General features: G+C 53.3%; 21 protein-coding genes. 3 read left to right on the forward strand and 18 right to left on the reverse strand.

Features of this window, described 5'->3' with window-relative positions:
• Positions 1 to 744: 744 nt before the first annotated feature.
• From IPI29_08585 to IPI29_08605, 5 genes are all read right to left on the reverse strand, one after another.
• Positions 745 to 942, reverse strand: a complete 198-nt coding sequence (locus IPI29_08585; protein MBK7412594.1) for a hypothetical protein — start codon at positions 940 to 942, stop codon at positions 745 to 747.
• Positions 943 to 1224: 282 nt separating this feature from the next.
• The gene (locus IPI29_08590) at positions 1225 to 1452 is read right to left on the reverse strand and encodes a hypothetical protein (protein MBK7412595.1); all 228 of its coding nucleotides are present in this window, start codon (positions 1450 to 1452) and stop codon (positions 1225 to 1227) included.
• Positions 1453 to 1524: 72 nt separating this feature from the next.
• Positions 1525 to 2187: a hypothetical protein gene (locus IPI29_08595; GenBank protein MBK7412596.1), complete on the reverse strand. Its 663-nt coding sequence runs from the start codon at positions 2185 to 2187 to the stop codon at positions 1525 to 1527.
• Positions 2188 to 2569: 382 nt separating this feature from the next.
• Positions 2570 to 2731: a hypothetical protein gene (locus tag IPI29_08600; GenBank protein MBK7412597.1), complete on the reverse strand. Its 162-nt coding sequence runs from the start codon at positions 2729 to 2731 to the stop codon at positions 2570 to 2572.
• Positions 2732 to 2746: 15 nt separating this feature from the next.
• Entirely contained in the window at positions 2747 to 3175 is a 429-nt protein-coding gene (locus IPI29_08605) for a hypothetical protein (GenBank protein ID MBK7412598.1), read from the reverse strand.
• Positions 3176 to 3198: 23 nt separating this feature from the next.
• Here IPI29_08605 and IPI29_08610 point away from each other — a divergent pair, with 23 nt between their 5' ends.
• The gene (locus tag IPI29_08610; protein MBK7412599.1) at positions 3199 to 3426 is read left to right on the forward strand and encodes a hypothetical protein; all 228 of its coding nucleotides are present in this window, start codon (positions 3199 to 3201) and stop codon (positions 3424 to 3426) included.
• An 835-nt stretch (positions 3427 to 4261) separates the two neighbouring features.
• On the opposite strand, the gene IPI29_08615 is transcribed toward IPI29_08610, so the two are convergent.
• Entirely contained in the window at positions 4262 to 4573 is a 312-nt protein-coding gene (locus IPI29_08615; protein ID MBK7412600.1) for a hypothetical protein, read from the reverse strand.
• A 583-nt stretch (positions 4574 to 5156) separates the two neighbouring features.
• Between IPI29_08615 and IPI29_08620 the strand changes: the two genes are divergently transcribed.
• On the forward strand, positions 5157 to 5378 hold the full coding sequence (locus IPI29_08620; protein ID MBK7412601.1) for a hypothetical protein: 222 nt from the start codon (positions 5157 to 5159) through the stop codon (positions 5376 to 5378).
• 102 nt (positions 5379 to 5480) lie between these two features.
• Here IPI29_08620 and IPI29_08625 read toward each other — a convergent pair whose 3' ends face one another.
• The gene (locus IPI29_08625) at positions 5481 to 5720 is read right to left on the reverse strand and encodes a hypothetical protein (protein ID MBK7412602.1); all 240 of its coding nucleotides are present in this window, start codon (positions 5718 to 5720) and stop codon (positions 5481 to 5483) included.
• Positions 5721 to 5949: 229 nt separating this feature from the next.
• Between IPI29_08625 and IPI29_08630 the strand changes: the two genes are divergently transcribed.
• Complete coding sequence (locus IPI29_08630) at positions 5950 to 6225, forward strand: hypothetical protein (protein ID MBK7412603.1); 276 nt, start codon at positions 5950 to 5952, stop codon at positions 6223 to 6225.
• Between the two features lie 63 nt (positions 6226 to 6288).
• Here IPI29_08630 and IPI29_08635 read toward each other — a convergent pair whose 3' ends face one another.
• From IPI29_08635 to rpsB, 11 genes are all read right to left on the reverse strand, one after another.
• Positions 6289 to 7203, reverse strand: a complete 915-nt coding sequence (locus tag IPI29_08635; protein ID MBK7412604.1) for a hypothetical protein — start codon at positions 7201 to 7203, stop codon at positions 6289 to 6291.
• A gap of 215 nt (positions 7204 to 7418) precedes the next feature.
• Positions 7419 to 14375 carry a hypothetical protein gene (locus IPI29_08640; GenBank protein ID MBK7412605.1) on the reverse strand — a complete coding sequence of 2319 codons (6957 nt, stop codon included), beginning with the start codon at positions 14373 to 14375 and terminating at the stop codon, positions 7419 to 7421.
• Positions 14376 to 14398: 23 nt separating this feature from the next.
• Entirely contained in the window at positions 14399 to 14953 is a 555-nt protein-coding gene (locus IPI29_08645; protein MBK7412606.1) for a T9SS type A sorting domain-containing protein, read from the reverse strand.
• Between the two features lie 295 nt (positions 14954 to 15248).
• Complete coding sequence (gene queC / locus IPI29_08650; GenBank protein MBK7412607.1) at positions 15249 to 15935, reverse strand: 7-cyano-7-deazaguanine synthase QueC; 687 nt, start codon at positions 15933 to 15935, stop codon at positions 15249 to 15251.
• Positions 15932 to 16234 carry a hypothetical protein gene (locus tag IPI29_08655; protein MBK7412608.1) on the reverse strand — a complete coding sequence of 101 codons (303 nt, stop codon included), beginning with the start codon at positions 16232 to 16234 and terminating at the stop codon, positions 15932 to 15934. The genes queC and IPI29_08655 overlap by 4 nt, the downstream gene beginning before the upstream one ends.
• 15 nt (positions 16235 to 16249) lie before the next feature.
• Positions 16250 to 16666 (reverse strand): hypothetical protein, encoded by a 417-nt coding sequence (locus tag IPI29_08660; protein ID MBK7412609.1) that lies wholly within the window; start codon positions 16664 to 16666, stop codon positions 16250 to 16252.
• A complete protein-coding gene (locus tag IPI29_08665) occupies positions 16560 to 17102 on the reverse strand; it encodes a DUF255 domain-containing protein (GenBank protein ID MBK7412610.1) in 543 nt (180 codons plus the stop codon). Before IPI29_08665 ends, IPI29_08660 begins: the two co-directional genes overlap by 107 nt.
• A gap of 2 nt (positions 17103 to 17104) precedes the next feature.
• Positions 17105 to 17665, reverse strand: coding sequence for a ribosome recycling factor (gene frr, locus IPI29_08670; GenBank protein MBK7412611.1), 561 nt, complete (start codon positions 17663 to 17665; stop codon positions 17105 to 17107).
• 3 nt (positions 17666 to 17668) lie between these two features.
• A complete protein-coding gene (locus tag IPI29_08675) occupies positions 17669 to 18382 on the reverse strand; it encodes a UMP kinase (GenBank protein MBK7412612.1) in 714 nt (237 codons plus the stop codon).
• 30 nt (positions 18383 to 18412) lie between these two features.
• Positions 18413 to 19267, reverse strand: coding sequence for an elongation factor Ts (locus tag IPI29_08680; protein ID MBK7412613.1), 855 nt, complete (start codon positions 19265 to 19267; stop codon positions 18413 to 18415).
• A gap of 36 nt (positions 19268 to 19303) precedes the next feature.
• Complete coding sequence (rpsB, locus tag IPI29_08685; GenBank protein ID MBK7412614.1) at positions 19304 to 20119, reverse strand: 30S ribosomal protein S2; 816 nt, start codon at positions 20117 to 20119, stop codon at positions 19304 to 19306.
• Positions 20120 to 20217: the final 98 nt, after the last annotated feature.

Below are 20217 nucleotides of genomic sequence, written 5' to 3' on the forward strand. Positions count from 1 at the left end.
CATACCAAAACGATTAGCGCTGTTACAATTCGGCGTTGGTTCGTTTAACCACTGCTCGTCCCAGTACGCCAAGAACTCTTTCGAGTTTCTGGCGGATTGTTTTTAGTCCGTGAAAATCTTCATCACCGAGTTCTGCAAGAGATTCACAGAACCAGCTCCGCCATCGCGTGCGACACCGCAGCTGCACAAAGCCAGGTGTTGTTGCCCGGATTACGATCCCGCCGGCGCCGGATGTTGTGGTAGCTTTTTGCCCGCACTATTCGCCCGAAGCGGTGCGTCTACCGACTCCGTAAAGCCGGCCCCCGCGTCGGCATCAATTTATGAAAACGCTCCAGTGGTCTGTGTGGAGCTCCCGTAATAATAGTTGATCCGAGGTGCCGGAGGGAACCTCAAAGTCGATCCGCACGTCAGCATTTTGCATCACGCCTGAGTCCTTTATCCGGAAGAAGCCTTCAACGTAGTATGCCTTGTTCGGAGCCACGTAGAACCGCATATCCGTTGCATCCGCGTAAGCCTGCGCAGCCTCTGATCAATCGACTGTTTTCCCACCCAATATGATGATGGCAGTGGGTCCCATGGTGGAGCTTAAGCGGTGGTCACTGTATTGCCAGACACAGAAGCACTACCGAGGTGAAACCCGCAGTGAGTGGTGGGTCCGTCGGGAAGGCTGATCAGCCTGTTGCACGGTTGAACTTGATGGCAGCGTACGAATGACTGACCATTCGTTGGTTGCATGCACGGTTCTTATGCGTTGTGCTGTTGCGCCTTTGGCTGGGCAGGCTGCACACAGTGAGAAGAAGTGACAACAGTATTCGAGAAGAGATCATGATTGCTCGTTGGTTCTGAAATAAAATCGCAGTGCTGCGTAGTTACCGTCTTCTTGCCGGCACTACGGTTGTCGGCACTTCGGCGTTGTACTTGTGCCGGTATATACGGGATCATAGGAACTGGCTAGCTTTTCCGAGGTTTTACTGAGTTGCTTAGTCGATCGTACAATGCCCACTGATTACAAGACGTTTCTTACTTTCTTCCGCGTCCCAGGCTCGGTTCGCCCCCACGGCTTCGACTTCTCTTTAACTGATTTGTTGGCCGTTGGCAGTTTCTCATTTAGTCCGTAAGTGTACGAGCACCGACCACTAACCTGAGAACCAGATTGAGCTGAGCGTTACCAACAACGACTCCAAGGAGAATCCCTGTAATCGCAAGTAAGAGTGTTTGTGCGTTTCATTTGGATGATTCCTTGCTGATTGCACGGTTGTAGTGATTGCTGACAGGATAACCCGGCGAGCTTCGTCCCCAGAGTAGACAATGGGGGCGGCGATTGGCACCGGCGGTGCCGCCTGCAGATGCAGTGGCAGTAGACAGAAGTGACAATAGGCGGACAATAACGGCATTCGCACCAGCTGTTCCGGCTTCCTGCGGAAGCGTACACACATTGACGATCCATCTCAACCGGCAGGAAGAGACACATAGACTGTTACATATCTGTTTCGTTCGTTGCTGATTTCAACCATCTCCCAGTGTTCACAAAGGCGCCACTTGTGCTCGAAGTGCCTTAGTTACTGGAACTGACACATTGGCTTGTTCACCCATTGCGGTCTTGGTTGCCTCTTGACACCGGGGCGTTTGAACCGGTGGGCGTGCCATCTGAGTCGCCGTCTTAGGAGTGAATGTCACTGCAGTTAGAATTGAGATCATAGGATTACCAACAACACCATCGCCATTTATTCGGTGATCCCGTTGGCTGTACCTGCGATGAGTCGGGTATTGTAGGGTGTCTACACCAGTGCGAACAAGGATGCCTGTCAGATTTGCGCTCCAGCGGTAAAGGTAGATGGGGTCTGCATCAACCGGCTGTGCGCAAGGTTTCGGCAAGAAGCGCCACTGCCGTTGTTGAACCCACGCTACCGCCGTTAGCGATCGGAGGATGCCGGTGACTTCCGTTCTTGGCGAGATCAACTGCAGAACTAACCAAAATAGCTTCCTAATAAACTCGTTCAACTTAGACCAATCCGCGCCAGCAGTACAAAGCAACATTGATACGTCGCGGTTATTCACGGTCATCGTTGCAGTAACGTTCGATTCCTGTGGTAGCCCATCGCTGAGAATGGAAAGCTTCCAGCTGTTGGCACCCAGTGGCACACCAGCTGTGAGTGTCGAGACGTCGCCGTTGACTGCTGCTGCCATAGGGTTGTGAAGCCGAAAAACGCCGTTGACGTACAGATTGAATTGAATTGGAACGGCGGGGGAGTCCTGCCCCTGTTCCACCATTCGCTACGGAGACAGACCCCAATTGAGCGAGTCGTTGGGTTACCCGCAACACCGCTGCCATTTGCAACACTGATCGGAGATACACCAACGATTGTGCGTTGTGCATATGTACCAGCGCCTGTTTGGGAACAGCGAAGCCAGTGCCTGCCAGTCCAGAGATCGCTGTAGGTTCCGCATCTACCGGTTGTGCGCCAAGGGTTTGGGAGTTGCGCCACCTGCTGTTGGCGAACCATTACTGCGCACGTTAGCGATCGGGAGGATACCATTGACTTCCGTTGTAGCGAGATCAACTGCCGAACTAACCGATGAGCTCGTAACAAGCTCGTTCGACTGAATGAGTCGCGCCGGCAGTACCAGAAGCAAGATCGATGCCGTTATTCACGGTCATCGTTGCAGTAGCGTTCGTTCCTGTTGCGATCGCTGGGAAGGAAAGCCGAGCTGTTGGCACCCATGATGGCACACCGGCTGGCGGGTGTCAAACGTCGCATTTAGATGCTGCTGTTAAGGTTGTGAAATACCGACCGCGTTGGCGTACATGATTGGTCAGATTGGCGTTTACGGCAGAGAAGTCCTGCCCTCTTCCACCATTCGCTGGAACAATTCCTGAGGTAAGAGATCGTTGGGTCACCGGCAACACCGCTGCCATTGCAACACTGATAGGTGATACACCTAGGACAGTGCGGTTTGTGAACGTGCCTGCAGCTGTGCGTGCAACCATACCGTTACCGGCAAGGCCGGACAATACATTCGCAGTGATGGTTCCTGTCGAGATTGGCGCGAGTGATGAACCTAAACCAACTTCAAGTGTCTGACCTGCGTTCACACCGGTTGTGATAGCAGAGAACGAACTGCTAGCCGGGGCAGCCCAGCTAGGAATTCCGCAGGAATACCGTAGTATCGTCATGCTGCACAACCCCCACTGGAGTGTTGAGAACACGCCGGGGGGGCGCTTTTACCATGATGGGGCCGGCCGTTGCTGCTGAAGTCTTGACCTGTTCCGCCATTCGCTACTGGAACGATGCCGGTAAAGAGATCGTAGGATTGCCCGCAACACCGTTCCCATCAGCAACGCTGATCGGCAAAACGCCTACGATGGTGCGTTGTGCGCATATGTACCGGCGCCTGTTTGAACAGCAGAAAGCCGGTGCCTGCTAGCCCAGAGATCGATGGGTTCTGCCATCTACCGGTTGTGCGCCAAGATTTGTCGGGCGCTACCCGCTGTTGACAGAACCAGTACCGCCGTTAGCGATTGGTAGAACTCCTGCGAGCGACGTTGCACTAACAGGAGACCAAGAAAGGTTGCCAGCTGCGTCGTTAGAAAGCACACCAGTTCCGTTTGCTGCGGGCCATACGTACGGAACGTTCTTAATACCGGAGATCAGATCGCCGGTTGCGCTAACCCCGAAACTCAGGAAGCGTTACCAACGGTGAAACGAGAATTAGGAGTAGCGTCGCCGATACCGACATCAACATTCTCAAAGCCGCGGCGGCGTCCAATAGAGGGCACATACAAGGGGAGAAGTGGTTGAAGCCATAGAAGCTCAAACTCACCGTTCGCAGTGTTGGCAATATTCCTGAGCGAAGCGCCACGGGTTTCGAGGCGAATGTTAGATTGAACACCAGTGCCCGGCTTGAATCAAAGTCACGACCAGGCCGAGACCAGCTGGATCTGTTTCGAACAATGCCATTGGATCCGTTGCGATGTTGAAGACGAAGTCGTGAAAAGCCGAACTACGTCGGTGGAATGCTCAAGCACGAGTTCCGTTCCAGCCGCTGAGATTGTTGGGGTGCCTACTGCTGTGAAGCCCCGGGTTCACAGCTAATGCCAACTGATACACGTTCTGCTTCGAGCAGTTCCAATGCCGACCTAATCCATCAGACGCAATGAGTCGTTACGCTGAACATTGTTGTAAAAATCCGGTTTGCGTTTTACATCTGTGATACCAAGGATGTTATTAGCTCCTGCTTGATACCTGTGTTCCACCCGGTATCAAGCAATCGTGCTGAGATTCGTAAGTGAGTGGACGGCCCCATTCCAACGGGGATCTGATTCAGTGGCGTAGTACTGAGCCCGTACCCCCGTTAGCGATTGGAAGGACACCATTACTTCTGCGGTTGCGGGGTCAACAGCATTGGTTGTGGAACCGCTGCCGATGAGATCTATTTGCTTCAATGATCGCGCCGGCTGTTCCGAGAACAATCGATGCTGCATTGTTTTACTGTCATCCCAGCGGTGCTGTTGGCTCCAGTAGAGATCTGGTTGAACGGAACCGTTGTAGCTATTGGAAGCGAGCTCGACCACACCGGAACACCTGCAGGACCCGAGATTAGGATCTGGTTGTTACCTGGTGTGAGCGATGAATACGTATTGGCTGCACTTGCGTAGAGAATCGAATTGACTGGTGCAGTGCTTGGCCCCATGCCGCCATTTTACAACTGGAACCGGTGCCCGTGGTGAGATCGTTGGATTGCGCCTGCTACTCCGCGCTATCAGCAACTGCGATCGGTGAGGAACCGATGAACATCGCGTTGCATAAATACTGCCTAACGCCAGGAGCAGGTTGCCAGTTGGATAACTGGTGAGGATCGCTGTGAGGTCCGCATCCTGGAAGCTGACCGCCAGATTCGACAAGTTTTGGTAACTGCGGTGCTTGCTCGGTACCGCCATTGCGCGATTGGAAGGATGCCGTTTACTTCAGTGGTTGCAAGATCTACTGCCGGAACTAATTGATGTGCTCGTAATGAACTGGTTCGACTGAATGATTGCGCCCGGCAGTACCTAATGAACAGACGCACCATTGTTCACAGTCATTGCCGCTGTGCTATTCGTGCCTGTAGAGATCTGATTAAACGGATTGTTGTTGCTGTTGGAAGGAAGCTAGACCATGTTGGCACGCCCGCACCGCGAAGAGATACAGGATCTGGTTGTTTCCAGGGTGATTGGCGTTACCGGACCCGTACCCGTTACCATAGACGATCAATTGGCGGGGATGTTTGCAATTCAGGTACCACCGTTAGCAACGGGCAAGACACCGGTTGTATCTGTTGTTCCCGCAAGGTTGATCAGTTCACTAACAACCAAGCGCACCATTCGTCTGAAGAGGTAAGCCTGGTGAAGGTTCGGGAATGGAGGGTAGCTCCATTGATTGTAACTACGTCTACTCCATTACTTCCAAGTATTGTATTTCCATCAACTTGCAGGTTACCCGTCAGAATAAGATCCGTAAGGGTTGGGAATACATTCTCAGTGGGGCTGCCGACACCATGTTGATACCAAGGATGTTGTTCACACCAGTGATACCGGATGTGTTTCCGCCAAGTACCCACATGTCGCTTGCGATAGGCTTCCAGTCAGGAAGACCGCCGGTGACGCCTAGATACTCACCAGCCACGCCGATTGGGAGTGTTGAGTACGTGTTCGCAGCACTGCCGTAGATGATGTCTCCCAAGCCAACGGCATTGAGGCCTGTACCACCATTCGTAACCGGAAGAATACCGGTGATGTCTGCAGCTGCTGTGAGGTTGATCAGTTCAGAGACAACTTCCCCTGAGAGATTCGTCTGAAGGGGCAGACCAGGCGCAAGATTCGGGAATTCACTGTACCATTGATCGTGACCACGTCTGTTGGTAAATCACCGAGCGTGGTGTTGCCACCAACGCCGAGAGTTGCCCGTCAGCGTGAGATCAACAAAGGGTCAGGTTCGACGTCCAGTCAGAACACCTGATCCTGTGTTAACCATGAGCTGGTTCACAGTTCCGGCCGTTGCCGGAAATGAGGTTTCAACCCAGTGGCTACTAACGTGGCATCACAGGCGTCTGAAGCGTGATCCGATTCAGGTTTGCAGCAGTGCCTCCGTCGTAGAGGAAGAGCTGCCGACCCTGAAGCGAACCGGTTTGAGCACTGGCTATGCCGGCGCTCAAGGCCGTAAGGATGCCCCAGAGCCAAGATCTTGATAGTGCGTTGCGTGTTCATGAGTGTCCTTCATTCTCATGTTCTTTGTTGGGTTGGGGCAGCGATTACTGAACGCGCGTTAGCTTGATATAGGAGTTCGCGTGAACTGTGAGCGTTTCTATCGGAAGCCCTGGGAAGATCATCCGTGTCATCGCCCCCAAACGAGGAGTAACATTACCAGCAATATTCGTTGTGATGAAGCCCTTCACAAGCACCGTGATGCGTTGCGTAGGAGTGATATCGACACCGATGTTGCTGATTAGGGATCCTGAACCATCAACGTTTGACGGAGCCAGAGCCTGTCCGGCCGTTACGATACCGTACGAGATATCAGTAGGAGCACCAACAGGTCCGTCCACAGCAAGATCCAATGAACTCTCAGGAGAGTTTGAACCGCTGTACTGCACATAGATTTCAAATTCGAATGTTTGACCAGCAGCCACGGCGATTGTAAGATCTGGATCTACAGCCGGAACAACTCCGCCATTACGAACTTCTGTTGCGGCCTTACGTGCGAAGTACACGGCACCAACAGATGGGACGCGGCGAATCTGACCACCACCATCGATGACCAAACGATCATCAGACTGAAGTCCAGCCGGAATGTTCGCCATTGTCACAGTTGCCGAATTCAGCGCTGTTGAGTTCGCATTGTTTCCGATCGTGATCGCACCCGTATTGCCGGTTGTGCCGATGCTTGTTGTGAAGGCATTTGCACCGTCGTTGATCGTCGTGTTTCCATCAGCATCCGTCGTACCAAGAACAGTGTTCGTTCCTGCAGCATTACCAATATTCACAGCACCAGAACCGGTGTTGATGTTTGTTGTTGCCGAAGCAAGTCCGAGTGTTGTTCCTGCTGTCAGATCAATATTTGATGCCGACTGAGCCGTGATTGCACCTGCAGCTGCACTACCAATCGTTGTTGTTCCGGCGCCGGTTGTGCTGAGTCCAACGTTGCCGGTGTTGGCTAGGGTGAGCATCGTGTTGCCCGCCGTATTGAAGGTGAGGTTTCCACCACCACCTACACGTACGAACCGACCCGATGCGATCGGGGTGTTGCCGTCTGTGTGCTGTTACCTAGGCGGAACTGACCGCCTTCATATTGAATGCCTTGATCAGCCATTCCGGAGTGACGTTTGGCGTACTTGATTCGCACCATTCAAGAAGAGAAGGCTGATCGGCGTTGCATCAGCATCTACTCACCCATCACGATGTTACCAGCCGTACCCGCGTTGGGTGTTACGGATCCGCCAAGGACAGTCGTATTACCAATCACCGTGCTTGATGGCGAAACGCCCGTGTTGATGTTGGTTGTTCCCGAGATCGTGTTGGCCCCAACAATCGCAGTGATGTTGTTGTTCTGACCAGTGATCGCGTTTGTTGCAACAGCTGTGATGTTGTTGTTTCCTGTTGACGTTACCGTGTTCGTTCCACCAGATACAAGGTTCGTGGTACCAGTAATGGTGTTGGTTGATCCAATCAAACCAATGCTTGTGTTTCCACCCGTTGCGTTGATATTGACTTGTGGAGCACGAACAGTAACTGTACCGGCTGCAGCACTACCGATCGTTGTTGTACCACCACCTGTTGTGCTGATGCCTACGTTGCCTGTGTTGGCAAGATCAAGCATCGTGTTGCCGGCCGTGTTGAAGGTGAGATTTCCACCACCACCTACGCGAACGAAGCGACCCGAAGTGATCGGCGTAAGACCGTTGGTGCTATTACCAAGACGGAACTGGCCACCTTCGTACTGGAGACCTTGATCTGCCATTCCGGAGAGTGCCGTTTGACGGACTTCGTTTGCTCCATTGAGCGAGAGAAGGTTGATCGGTGTTGCATCTACATCTACACCACCCATAACGATGTTGCCGGTTGTTCCTGCGTTAAGAGTAACAGTTGTTGCTCCAGCGGCCGTGTTACCGATCGTTGTGTTAGCAGTACCGGTAACGTTTACGTCAGTCGTACCAACAACGGTTGTGATGCCGTTGATGTTGTTGTTCGTACCCGTGATGGTGTTCGTAGCACCGAGGATAGAAACTGCATTGGTTGCGCTTCCGATCGTTACAAGGCCTGTATTGCCCCCTGTACCGATCTGTGTTGTGAAGGCGCTCGCACCGTCATTAATGGTCGTATTGCCGTCTGCGTTAGTCGAACCGAGGATGGTATTGGTACCGGCGGCATTGCCAATGTTCACATTGCCTGTTCCTGTGTTCGCATTGATCGTTACAGCGTCGAGCGAGAGGGTTGCGCCTGCTGTGATGCTAGCGTTTCCTGCCGATTGTGCCGAGAAGACACCGGCTGTTGCACTACCAATGGTTGTTGAGCCGTTACCGTTGGCATTGATCTCAACATTGCCGGCCGTTGTGAAGCGAAGCATGCGCTCGCTTGTAAATGTGCTGAAGGTGAGTTGACCACCAACACCATCGAAGCTTACGTAACGGTCACTCACTAGTGGGTTTGTTCCGTCAGGTGTTCCGCCAAGGCGGAAGGCACCGGATTCAAATTCGATTCCTTCGTTCGCGATAGAAGTAAACGCCGCGCGACGCACTTCGTTGCCTGCTGTGATCCAGAGAACGTCTTGGATCGGGCTGAGCGAAAGGATGTTGTTGAGGATGAGGTTGTTCGTTGTGGCATTAACATCGATAGTGATGTTGTTGTTTGCACGAATTGCAACGGGGCTTGTGTTTGCAAGCGAACCGATTGTTGTAGCCGCGTTGCCCGTTGTGTTCACGTCTGTTGTACCTGTGATGGTGTTTGTGCCACCAAGGATCGAAACGGTGTTGCTTGTGTTTCCGATCGTCACAGCTCCAGTATTACCGGCTGTACCGATCTGCGTTGTGAATGCACTTGCGCCATCATTCACCGTTGTGTTACCGTCGGCGTTTGTTGTGCCAAGGATCGTATTGGTGTTCGTAGCTGTTCCAACATTTACAGCCGTTGCAAAGGCACCGGTACCAATGTTGATCGTGTTCGAGAGAATGGACGTTGTGTTGCCGTTACCACCGATCGTGGTTGCCGCAGCACCAGTTGCATTCACATTCGTTGTTCCAAGAGCCGTGATCGCTCCGGCTCCGTCTGCCGTCAGATTAAGACCGCTGTTTGCACCGCCCACGATCTGCAGTGGTGTGTTTGCACCACCGTTAGCAGTGAACGAGAGGTTGAACGTGTTGAGATTGACAAAGCGATTGTCGAGGAATGGTACGTCTGTGTTCGCAAGACCGCCCATACGGAAGCGCTTTGGACCACCTTCGTTCACGTAGCTAACACCTTGTTCTGCGATGGACGAGCCTGTCCAGATGGCGCGGTTACCCGTACCGTTGGAAAGGAGAATGTCGTCTACGTTTCCTTGACCGATTGCAACGGCGAATGTACCAGGACCTTCGATCGTTGGGATCAGATATCCGCGTACTGCAGCAAGTGTTGGATCAACATTGATCTGAGCAAGACCTGCTGGGGCACCGTTGTGGATGTTGAGTTGACCGTCATTGAGAAGGTTGCCGATGCGGACATCTGCAACGTTTGGTGCTGGCTTGGAAACTCGGAAGAGTTCGTTGAGCGTGTTGTCGTTAACGGTGAGAATATTTGCTCCACCTTGTGATGGACCTTCAATAAACTCAATGAGCGTTACACCGTCACCACCAGCTGGGTTTGTTCCGTCATCGAGAACATTCACATCACCATTGATGAGTACGTTACCATCTGCGTCGATGGCATTGAGTGCGCGTGTGACTTGGAGGCCAGTGACCGAGTTGTCGATAGACACACCAACGATCGGACCGACTGGATTGTTCTTGCGGATCAAGAGACCAACGCCCGTAGCGTCAACTTCGATCGCATTCACCGGGTTGCCCGTTGTGCCGATCTGCATACCAACGTCTTGGGCATTGGCAATGATGCCAACACCTGGAGCACCAAGTGCCGTTGCGTCAACATTGAGTCGGGCAAGTGCAATGGAAGGGGCTGCACCCATCCCGATCGTTTGGTCCACATTGCTGATCGTCATGGCGTTCACGTTGTTCGTGCGAACGTCGAGATCGACTGGATTGAGTGTACCAAGGATGTTGTTGCCATCCATGATCTCATTACCAGTCCGGAGCCATGCGAAGGCACCGATCACATCGGATTCATCCCACTTGACGAGGTCGCCGTTGAGATCACCAATGATGATGCCGTTCGTGTTCACGTCAACATAATCTTGCGTTGGGTCTGGTGTTGGGTTGAACTCCAGGCCGCCAAGGTGACGGATACGGACGTTCGGCATAGCCACAGCGTTCGTTTGTGCAGTACCGTTGATTGTCAGGAGGTGTGAGGCAGTTGCTACTTCACCGATACCAACCGTGCTTGTTGCACCATTGAGGTCGAAGAACGTTACGCCGTCAACACCCTCAGAACCATTTGTGAATCCGAGCTTGAATGCATCGAGGTTCACGAAACGATTCTCGTCGTACGAGTTTGTGCGAAGTGGTGTAGCGTCAGATGCGGCAACACCCAAACGGAACTTGCCGTCTTGGAAGTGTACACCTTCATCGTCGAGGTCTGCAAATGGAATGCGACGAACCTTGTTATCTGCGCGGATCCACAGAAGATCGTCGATTGGCATTTCTGTCTTGATATTGATCAGCTTGAGATCACCATTCGGGCCTACTCCGCCCCCTACTGCGATCTCTACGTTCTGTTGTTGACCTGCACCGGTTGGATTACCGATGTAGGTGTTTGCTTCAGTACCAAAGTTGATCTGTGCTTGACCGTATTGTTCGAATTCATCGAGAACGACAACCGAACCCATTTGATTGCGGATCACGCCGCGTGGGTCGAGCTCGCCACCGATGATCGTCTTGCTTACAGGGCTGCCGATCGTTGTGAGATCTGTACCCGTTGTATTGATGTTCGTTGTAGCGGTGATGTTCACCGATGGGAAGGCGCCGTTCAGGTTGATGAGCGTCCTTGTTCCGTTCACACCGGTGAAGTTCAGTTGCTGATTAGCAAGGTTCACGTACCGCGTTGAAAGAAGCGGGTTGATCGTGGTGTTCTCGCTACCCAAACGGAAGGCTCCGTTCTGGAATTGGATGCCTTCGAGTGCGAGGTTGGTGCCAAGCGTTTGGCGAACCTGACGGAATGGGTTGAGCGACAGGAAGGCATATGGTACATCAAGATCAACGTTCTCCATCGTGATGTTGCCATTGATGCCGGCAGCAAGAACGATGCTGGACGTGTTGCCCGACATCATACCGATGTTCGTGTTCGCATCAACGTTCGCATTGATGTTCGTAGTGCCGAACATCCAGTGCGTCCCAGTTGAAGAACCGATGGTGTTGGTTGAGTTTGCACCCTTACCGAACGAGTTGGTTGTGTTTGGATTCACTCCAACGTCTGAGTTCCCCTTCAACTCTGTTGAGCCGTTCACAACAAGATTACCGTTCGTTGTCACGTTACCAGCCGATGTGGCCAGAACGTTCGTGTTCGGAACCCAAGAATTCAGACCGGCATCCCAACGGACCGTTTGGTCATTGGCTGTGCCAGCTGCGAGACGTGCATCAACGCTAGAAACGATAAGGTTCGGATTCGAGTATGTGACGTTGATACCAGGACCAGCAACGATCGAACCCGAAGCAGGTGCGGTTGTTGGACTCGTACCAATAAAGATCTGCCCTGCCGACATTGGAGGAGCTTCAACGATCTTCCCGCCGTTCGACCACATGAGTCGGTTGTTGACGAGTGATGTACCGGAGTTTGTACCGCCGTATTGAATTGCCAGAACTCCGCTTGTGATAGCACCGGCGCTGATGTTCGTCAATTGCGACGCGTTCGCTGCAGGAAGTCTGTTCGATGCATCAAGAACAACAAGGTTGTTCGGTGTGTTGATGTCTGCATCGCCGGCAATGAAGTCCGTGCGAACAGCGTCTACGATACGTGAACCGGCACCTGCCGTTGCATTGATCAGCGGAGCAGGATACGTGCCCGTAAGGTCACCACCGGCTGCGCCAGATGGTTGTGCTGAGAAGATCTGCTGGCTTGCAGCTGCAGTGATGCGACCGTATTGGTCGATCGTTACGCGGGGAACGAAGCCGTTCGCGCCGTCACCGTACGTACCGGCCGTTACACCTGTTGTGTTGAGGCGGTTGTCGGCAAGCTTGCCAACTGTTGCGCCGTTGTTGATCGCTGTGAGGAGTTGATCACCGGCCGCTGGAGCAACCGTTGGATTCGGATAGCTTCCCGCAAGTGCACCACCGGCAGGGCCTGATGGCGGAAGTGTTGTTGGGATCAAGCCCGGCTGGAGGTCTACAAGACCGATCGTACCGTCAACGATCTTATTCGTTGTAACGGTGTTATCACCAAGCTTTGAACCCGTGACCGATCCGTCAGCAAGTTTTGCTGTGGTGATCACACCATTTTGGATCTGTGGGTTTGGATAGCTGCCTGTGAGTTCACCACCAGCAGGACCCGATGGCGGGAACACTGTTGGGATGATGCCCGGAGCAAGGTCAATAGCTTGAACTGTTCCGTCGAGGATCTTATCCGTTGTTACAGAGTTCGCACCGAGCTTTGAATTCGTAACGGCACCGTCCGCAACCTTCGGGGTTGTGATCACGCCGTCACGTACGAGCGGGTTCGGATACGTTCCTGTGAGCTCGCCACCAGCTGTTCCCGATGGCGGGAAGACCGTTGGGATGAGGCCCGGAGCAAGGTCAAATGCTTGAACTGTTCCGTCGAGGATCTTATCTGTTGTGACGGAGTTCGCACCAAGCTTTGAATTCGTAACAGCTCCATCTGCAAGCTTGGTTGTTGTAACCACGCCGTTTTGGATCTGTGGGTTTGGATATGTACCTGTGAGCTCACCACCGGCAGGACCAGATGGCGGGAGCGTTGTTGGGATAGTGCCGGGCGCGAGATCGTTGATCGTCAGCGAGCCGTCCACTACCTTGTCACCAGTTACAGAGTTCGCACCGAGCTTCGAATTCGTCACGGCACCATCAGCAAGCTTAGGTGTTGTGACGTTCGCATCAAGGATCTTATTCGTTGTTACCGCATTTGGCGCGATGAGCGGGTTCGGATAGGTACCTGTGAGGTCACCACCAGCAGGAACGATCCAAGGGAAGTTCGTAAGTGGGATGTTCACGATGCCCGTAACGCGACCCTTATCGTCTACTGTTACTTGCGGAATGTTCGTTGTGTTACCGAAGGTCCCAGCCGTTACACCCGTTGGCGAGAGCTTTGCGCTCGTCACCGAGTTATCGGAGAGCTTCGGAGTTGTTACCACACCATCAGTGAGCTTCGGCGTTGTGATGCTGTTGTCTGCCAGCTTTGATGTTGTCACTGCACCTGGAGCGATCAGTGGTCCAGGATACGAACCAGTAAGATCGCCACTTGCCGGACCCGATGGCGGAAGTGTGGTTGGGATGAGTCCCGGAGCAAGCTTCTGAAGAGTAATAGCGCCGTCAACGACCTTTGTTGTCGTGACCGCACCGTTCTGGATCTTCGCATTCGTTACTGCACCATCGGCGAGCTTCACCGTTGAGATCGCGCCGTCGCGAACGTCAACCGTTGTGTTCGGTCCGCTTGGATTGCCAACGTTGATCGTGTTCTCCGGGCTCGTGATCGACATGATGCCGTTGAACGTCACGGTGGATTCAATGTGGATCGTATCGCCGCTGCGCGTAACCGATACGCCGTTGCGACCGTTGATCACAAGATCGCCTTGTGCGCTATTCAGACTGCGAACAACGCCGGTTGCGCTGTCGTCAAGTCCACCAGCCTTATCAGCACGCTCTGCACGCACTGCATACGGTACAACAGCAAGGCGCGTCCGTGGGAACGGCGGCTGACCCGTAATGGCCGTCTCGAGATAGAGCTGCGTGTTGAAGAAGTCAACGCCATCGAGTGGTACGTTGGCACCCATCAACACATTGAAGAGCCCCTTCACAACCTGAGTCTGTTGAGTCTCTTCCCACACCAGGTTTCCACCTGTTGGTGCGTCATAGAGTCGAAGTACGAGTCCGTATTGACCATCCGTGATCGGGATGCCCTGCGGATTCGTAAGAAGACCCTGGTAGGAGATCTGGCGAGCGATCTGTGCTGTTGACACAGTGGAAGCCATAACCAGCAAAACGCCCACAAGAAGTGCGGCGATGCGGAAGCGGAACAAGCGGTTCATACAACTGACCATAGTGATGTTCATTATCGAAGGATGTTGAGCCGTTGCATACGGCGTAGTGGAGTACCGGAGGCCGTAGTGCCCTCCACTTCATACATGTAGGTGCCTGCGGCAAGGGGCGCACCATTGTTGTCGACTGCATTGAAGGCGATCTCTTGCGAGCCCGCCGCGGACACGTCTGCTGTGATCGTGCGGACAAGATCACCGATGAGATTGAAGACGCGTACTGTTACACGTCCATCCATTGGGATGGTAAAGCGGATGGTTGTGGACGTTGAGAACGGGTTGGGATAGTTCATCACGTCACCGGCCAAGGCGTTGTCTGACTCTTCATCCACGCCTACGAGGCCGAAATCGAGCGGGACCCAGAAGCCCTGGTGAGCGATACTGCCATCAGGTCGAACTTGGGTGAAGATCACCGTCTGCCCTACCGTTGACGACAGAAGTGTGCTACCGTCACCGGCCGGAAGAGCGAGAGTACCGCCATTTCCAACCACGGTTCGCACGAGCTGCGTCTGCGCCGGAAGGTATTCCGCGCTACACGTGACCAGCAATAAAAGGAGGACCAAACGTCCCATAGAGTTCCCTCTTCAAAAAAGTGCCCTACCTAGGGGTAGCGAAGATAGAGGGGTATTGTACCTGCCCGACTACGTATAACTATGACAATGAAGGTACTTGCGAAGATTGGTTGTATCTACGTACGGAGTTCATGGTAAAAGGACGCATAAAACTGCATTTAGAGCCGTAATACCACGGCCGTAGAACTATGCAGAGGCGGTTTATTACTTTTCTTTCTTTGCTTCTTGTTGGCGGTAGGCGATGATATAGGCAACGATTTCGTTGGTTAGATCGATCAGATCGTACGTGAGACTGTCAATTGTATGAAGGTCGCACGTCATACCCGATCGGATCTGCAATGCCGGCTTGTTCGAATCCGCGCAGGCGGAGTGCGCAGGAGTCACATGTGCCGCAGGCAGTATCCTCATTGCGATAGCACGACCACGTGTGTTCCAATGGTGCGCCAAGTTCTATCCCTCGTTCAACGATCTCTCGTTTTGAGAGAGTGATAAGGGGCGTCACAATTCGCACGCGTGGTCCAGGTTTCGTACCAAGGTGGACAACTTCTTCAAAGGCCTGGAAGAATACGGCCCTGCAATCGGGGTAACCGCTGGAGTCTTCCTCCACAGCGCCGATGTAGATGGCCGTGGCGGAGAGCACTTCTGCCCAACTCGCTGCTATCGCGAGGATATTCGCGTTCCGGAAAGGAACGTAGGACGTGGGGATCTCAGTGGCGTCGAGATGTGCCTCTTCTACGTCGATCGTTTTGTCGGTAAGGCTGGAGCCCCCTATCGAGGCGAGATGGGAGATGTCCACCACCAGTCTCTGCGAGATGGCATAGTGGTCACAGATCTGCGTAAAGGCTCTGAGCTCTCGGGCCTGCGTGCGTTGTCCGTAGTTCACGTGGAGAGCCGCAACCTCACATCCATCACGTAAGGCCTGTGCCAGCGTAACGCAGCTGTCCATTCCTCCGGAAAGGAGTACTACAGCCAGCGAACTCATTTAGCGGCCTTGATCTTTACCAGGAGTGCCTCGGTCTCTTTCACGTCAGCACCCGATGCCTTGCCACCCTTAATTGCACGCTCCGCTTCTGTGCGTGCTTCTGTGTAACGACCTGCCTTGTACAAGAGTGCAGCATGGGTATCAACCATCATCCAGCCAGCTTTCGAGCTTTGACAGATCTTCCCCATCGCATACAGGGCATCGTTGATCACAGATTTGTCTGAGCACTTTTCGTAGATACTCCACGACAACTCATTGATCTCATCAACGTGACGTTCGTAGTCCATCCGATCGGCCATCGACCGCGCAGTACTTCATACCATAGACCAAGTTCCCGTGCGCTGTCCGTAGAGTCCATTGTACCGATACATCAAGTGCTCTTGCTTTTCCAGAGGAAGGTCACTCTCAATCGCAATTGCCTTCTTGAGCCATGAGGGATCTTTCAATGCAACGGCTCTGTTGAAATAGCGCTGAGATGCCTTATTGCGCAGCTGGGCTACTTCGTCTCCATAACGAGAACGGTATTCAGACTCGTGAGCAAGTGCCCACTGTTCCCATTCTTCGCCGAGATCCTGACGGAGCAAAACGCCCCATGCTACTTCATCGTATTTGTACTGGTAGGACTCAAACCAAGCGCGAGAAACGGCTGTATCCGGGAATCTTCTCGAAGATCCCTTGAGGAATGAGATCCGATGCCATTCCGGGAAGTTGAGTTTGAGTTCGGGCGTCACCCCTGGGGCCTTCAAACGTTTGGGCCGGATCCTTGGCATCTGCTAACGAGACCAGCCATTTCTCAGGGGGCTGATAACCGGATACTCGATAGGTTGGGATCCCTTCTGCTGTAAAGACCATAAACGTTGGGTAGGACGAAATGCGGTACTTCATCGCAACATCCACGCCCTCACCGGTCTCCATTTCCATCTTCACGCAAACAAACGAAGCGTTCATCACCTTCGCTACCTTGGGATCACTGAAGGTCTCCTTGTCCATCACCTTGCACCACCCACACCAGTCGGTATAGGCATCCAGGAAGATCGGCTTCCCAGTGGACTTCGCCAAGGTGAGTGCCTCATTCCACGATGTGATCGTGGTGAAGGCAACTCCATCTCCTGCGCTGAGCATAGCAGCTGAGCACACAAGACAGACGGCAAGAACAAACCCACGCATGATCACTCCTCCATTACTTCTTTTTCTTTGGCCACAAGGATGGTGTCGATGTCCTTGATGTACTTATCGGTGTTCTTCTGAATGTCGTCTTCACCGCGCTTGCGATCGTCTTCGCTGAAATGTTCTTTCTTCTCAGCTACCTTCAGTTCTTCGTTCGCATCGCGACGGATGTTGCGAACTGCTAGCTTGCCTTCTTCGGCCATTTTCTTGCACTGCTTAACAATGTCTTTCCGACGTTCTTCGGTAAGGGGCGGTACAGAGATACGGATGATCTGACCATCATTCTGCGGCGTGATGCCAAGATTCGCAGCAAGAATGGCCTTCTCAATGGTGCCCAACACCGTACGATCCCATGGCTGAATAACGATCGAGCGCGCGTCCGGCACCGACACACTGCCAACCTGAGCAAGCGGTGTTGCTTCTCCGTAATACTCCACCTTGATCGCATCGAGCATTGAAGCCGAAGCTCTTCCCGTGCGAACCTTGGAGAGTTGTTGCTGAACGTGCTCTACAGCCTTGTTCATGTGAACAGCTGCATCATCGACGATGTTCTTTACTGGCATTGCTTATTCCTTAACGATCGTTGCTACTGGTTCACCGAGAAGGAGGCGACGGAGATTGCCGCGCTCATTCATGTTGAAGACGAGGATCGGTTTCTTGTTCTCACGGGCCATCGTAATGGCCGTCATATCCATCACACGCAGATCACGATCCAAGGTCTCTTTGTAGGAGATCTCTTTGAATCGTTTTGCATCGGTGTGTTTCTCAGGGTCTTTATCGTAGATACCGTCTACGCGAGTTCCCTTGATCACAACATCGGCCTCGATCTCCACGGCGCGGAGAACCGCTGCTGTGTCTGTTGTGAAGTAGGGGTTGCCGGTTCCTGCACCAAAGACAACTACTCTGCCCTTTTCGAGGTGTCGCATCGCACGGCGTCGGATGAAGGCCTCTGCGATCTGGTCCATGCGGATTGCGGTCTGGAGTCGCGTCGGTACCCCGAGCGACTCCAGCGCATTCTGAAACGCAAGACAATTGATGACCGTGGCAAGCATTCCCATGTGATCGCCGGACACCTTGTCGATGCCCATGCTCTCTGCCTGCATACCACGATAGATGTTTCCGCCACCGAAGACAATGCCCATCTCTACGCCAAGGTCGCGAGCTTCCTTAACGTCCTCTGCGAACGCGCGCAGAGCATTGGCATCGATGCCATACTGTTGCTCACCCATGAGCGATTCGCCGCTAAGCTTGAGCAGGATGCGCTTGTAGAGCGGAGCCATGGCTGCCTCTCGATGGTTGTACGGAACGAGTTAGACCTTATCGCCAAGATTGTAGCGTACGAAGGAAACAACCTTCACATCGCCACCAGAAAGCTTGCCGATCTCTGCAACGATGTCTGACACCTTCTTGCTCGGATCTTTGACGAAGGTCTGCTCGATAAGAACTTGCTCTTCGTAGAACTTTCCGAGACGACCCTGAGCAACGCGCTCAGCGATGTCTTCCTTCTTGCCTTCTTCGATGGCTTGCTGCTTGTAGATCTCGAGTTCCTTTGCAAGAACTTCTTGATTCACTTGCGAACGATCCACGAACATCGGCTGCATGGCAGCTACCTGCATCGCTACATCACGAGTAAGGGGCTTGATCTCATCGCTACCGGCGGCTCCATCGAATTCCACGAGCACACCAAGGCGCGAGCCGGCGTGAGTGTATTCCATAACGCGACCATTTGTAGCGATACGCTCGTAGCGGCGCAGACCGATCTTCTCGCTGAACTTTGCAAGGATCTCATCGCGGAGATTGCCAAGTGTCTTGCCGTTGGATTCGATCGTCCAAAGCTGATCTTCAGATGTGATCGGCTGAGCAAGGATAGCATCGCAGATCGCTGTAGCGAACGCAACGAACTCATCGTTGCGAGCAACGAAGTCTGTCTCGCAATTCACTTCTACGATAGCTGCCGTCTTGCCGTCTGCCGATGTCTTCACAACTACGATACCTTCGTTGGCATCGCGGTCTGCACGCTTCGCTACCGAAGCTGCTCCACGCTTGCGAAGCCAATCGATGGCTGCCTGCATGTCTCCGGCCGCTTCTTCAAGGGCCTTCTTGCAGTCTGCCATACCGGCACCGGTCTTCTCGCGGAGTTCTTTGACTGTTTGTGCGCTGATCATGATTCGATTTCCGTTCTGTAGTTCAGTTTGTGAGGATTAATGCTCAGAGCCTTCGGTCTTGCCTGGCCCCTTGCGGGTGCGGAGCTGACGGCGAACCTTTGCATCGTCGCTCTCGGTGTCCTTCCCTGCTGCTTCACCAGCGGCTGAGAATTCTGCAGTCTTTACACGTGCGATCTCGCGACCTTCGGCAATGGCATCAGCGATGACCTTTGTGATGAGATCGACCGACTTGATCGAATCATCGTTGGCCGGGATCGGGAAGTCTGCTTCGCCCGGATCGGAGTTCGTATCAACGATACCGATCACCGGAATGCCAAGGATCTTTGCTTCCTTGATGGCGAGGTGTTCCTTCTTGATGTCAACTACGAAGAGGAGACCCGGGATACGCGTCATGTCCTCGATACCGCCGAACACCTTACGCAGACGATCGCGCTCGCGACCGAGCATGAGGCGCTCTTTCTTGGTGATCTTCTCAAACGTTCCGTCGATCTCCATCTTATCGATAGCACCGAGGCGCTTGATCGACTTACGGATCGTTGTGAAGTTGGTGAGCATTCCACCTAACCAACGCTCAGAAACGTAATTGGAGCCCGAACGCTTCGCTTCGTTCTCAACAGCACCCTTGGCTTGATTCTTCGTACAAACGAAGAGTACGCCACGGCCCTGCGATGCTACTTCCATAGCAGCTTCACGCGCGATGTCGATCAGGAGTTGTGTCTTGCGCAGATCAATGATGTGGATCCCGTTCCGTTCCATGAAGATGAACGGACGCATCTTTGGATCCCAACGGCGCGTAAGGTGGCCGAAATGTGCTCCGGCTTCGAGCAGTGCCTCAACGGTGACTGCTGGCATAATAGACCTCGAGTTGTAATGGATGAATCCTCTGTGTGGTTCGAACCCCCGGACCCATTGCCCCCTTCGACAAGCGAAGAATGACAGCGGGCTCCACC

This window comes from Ignavibacteria bacterium, assembly GCA_016707005.1.
Lineage (GTDB): Bacteria > Bacteroidota > Ignavibacteria > Kapaibacteriales > Kapaibacteriaceae > UBA10438.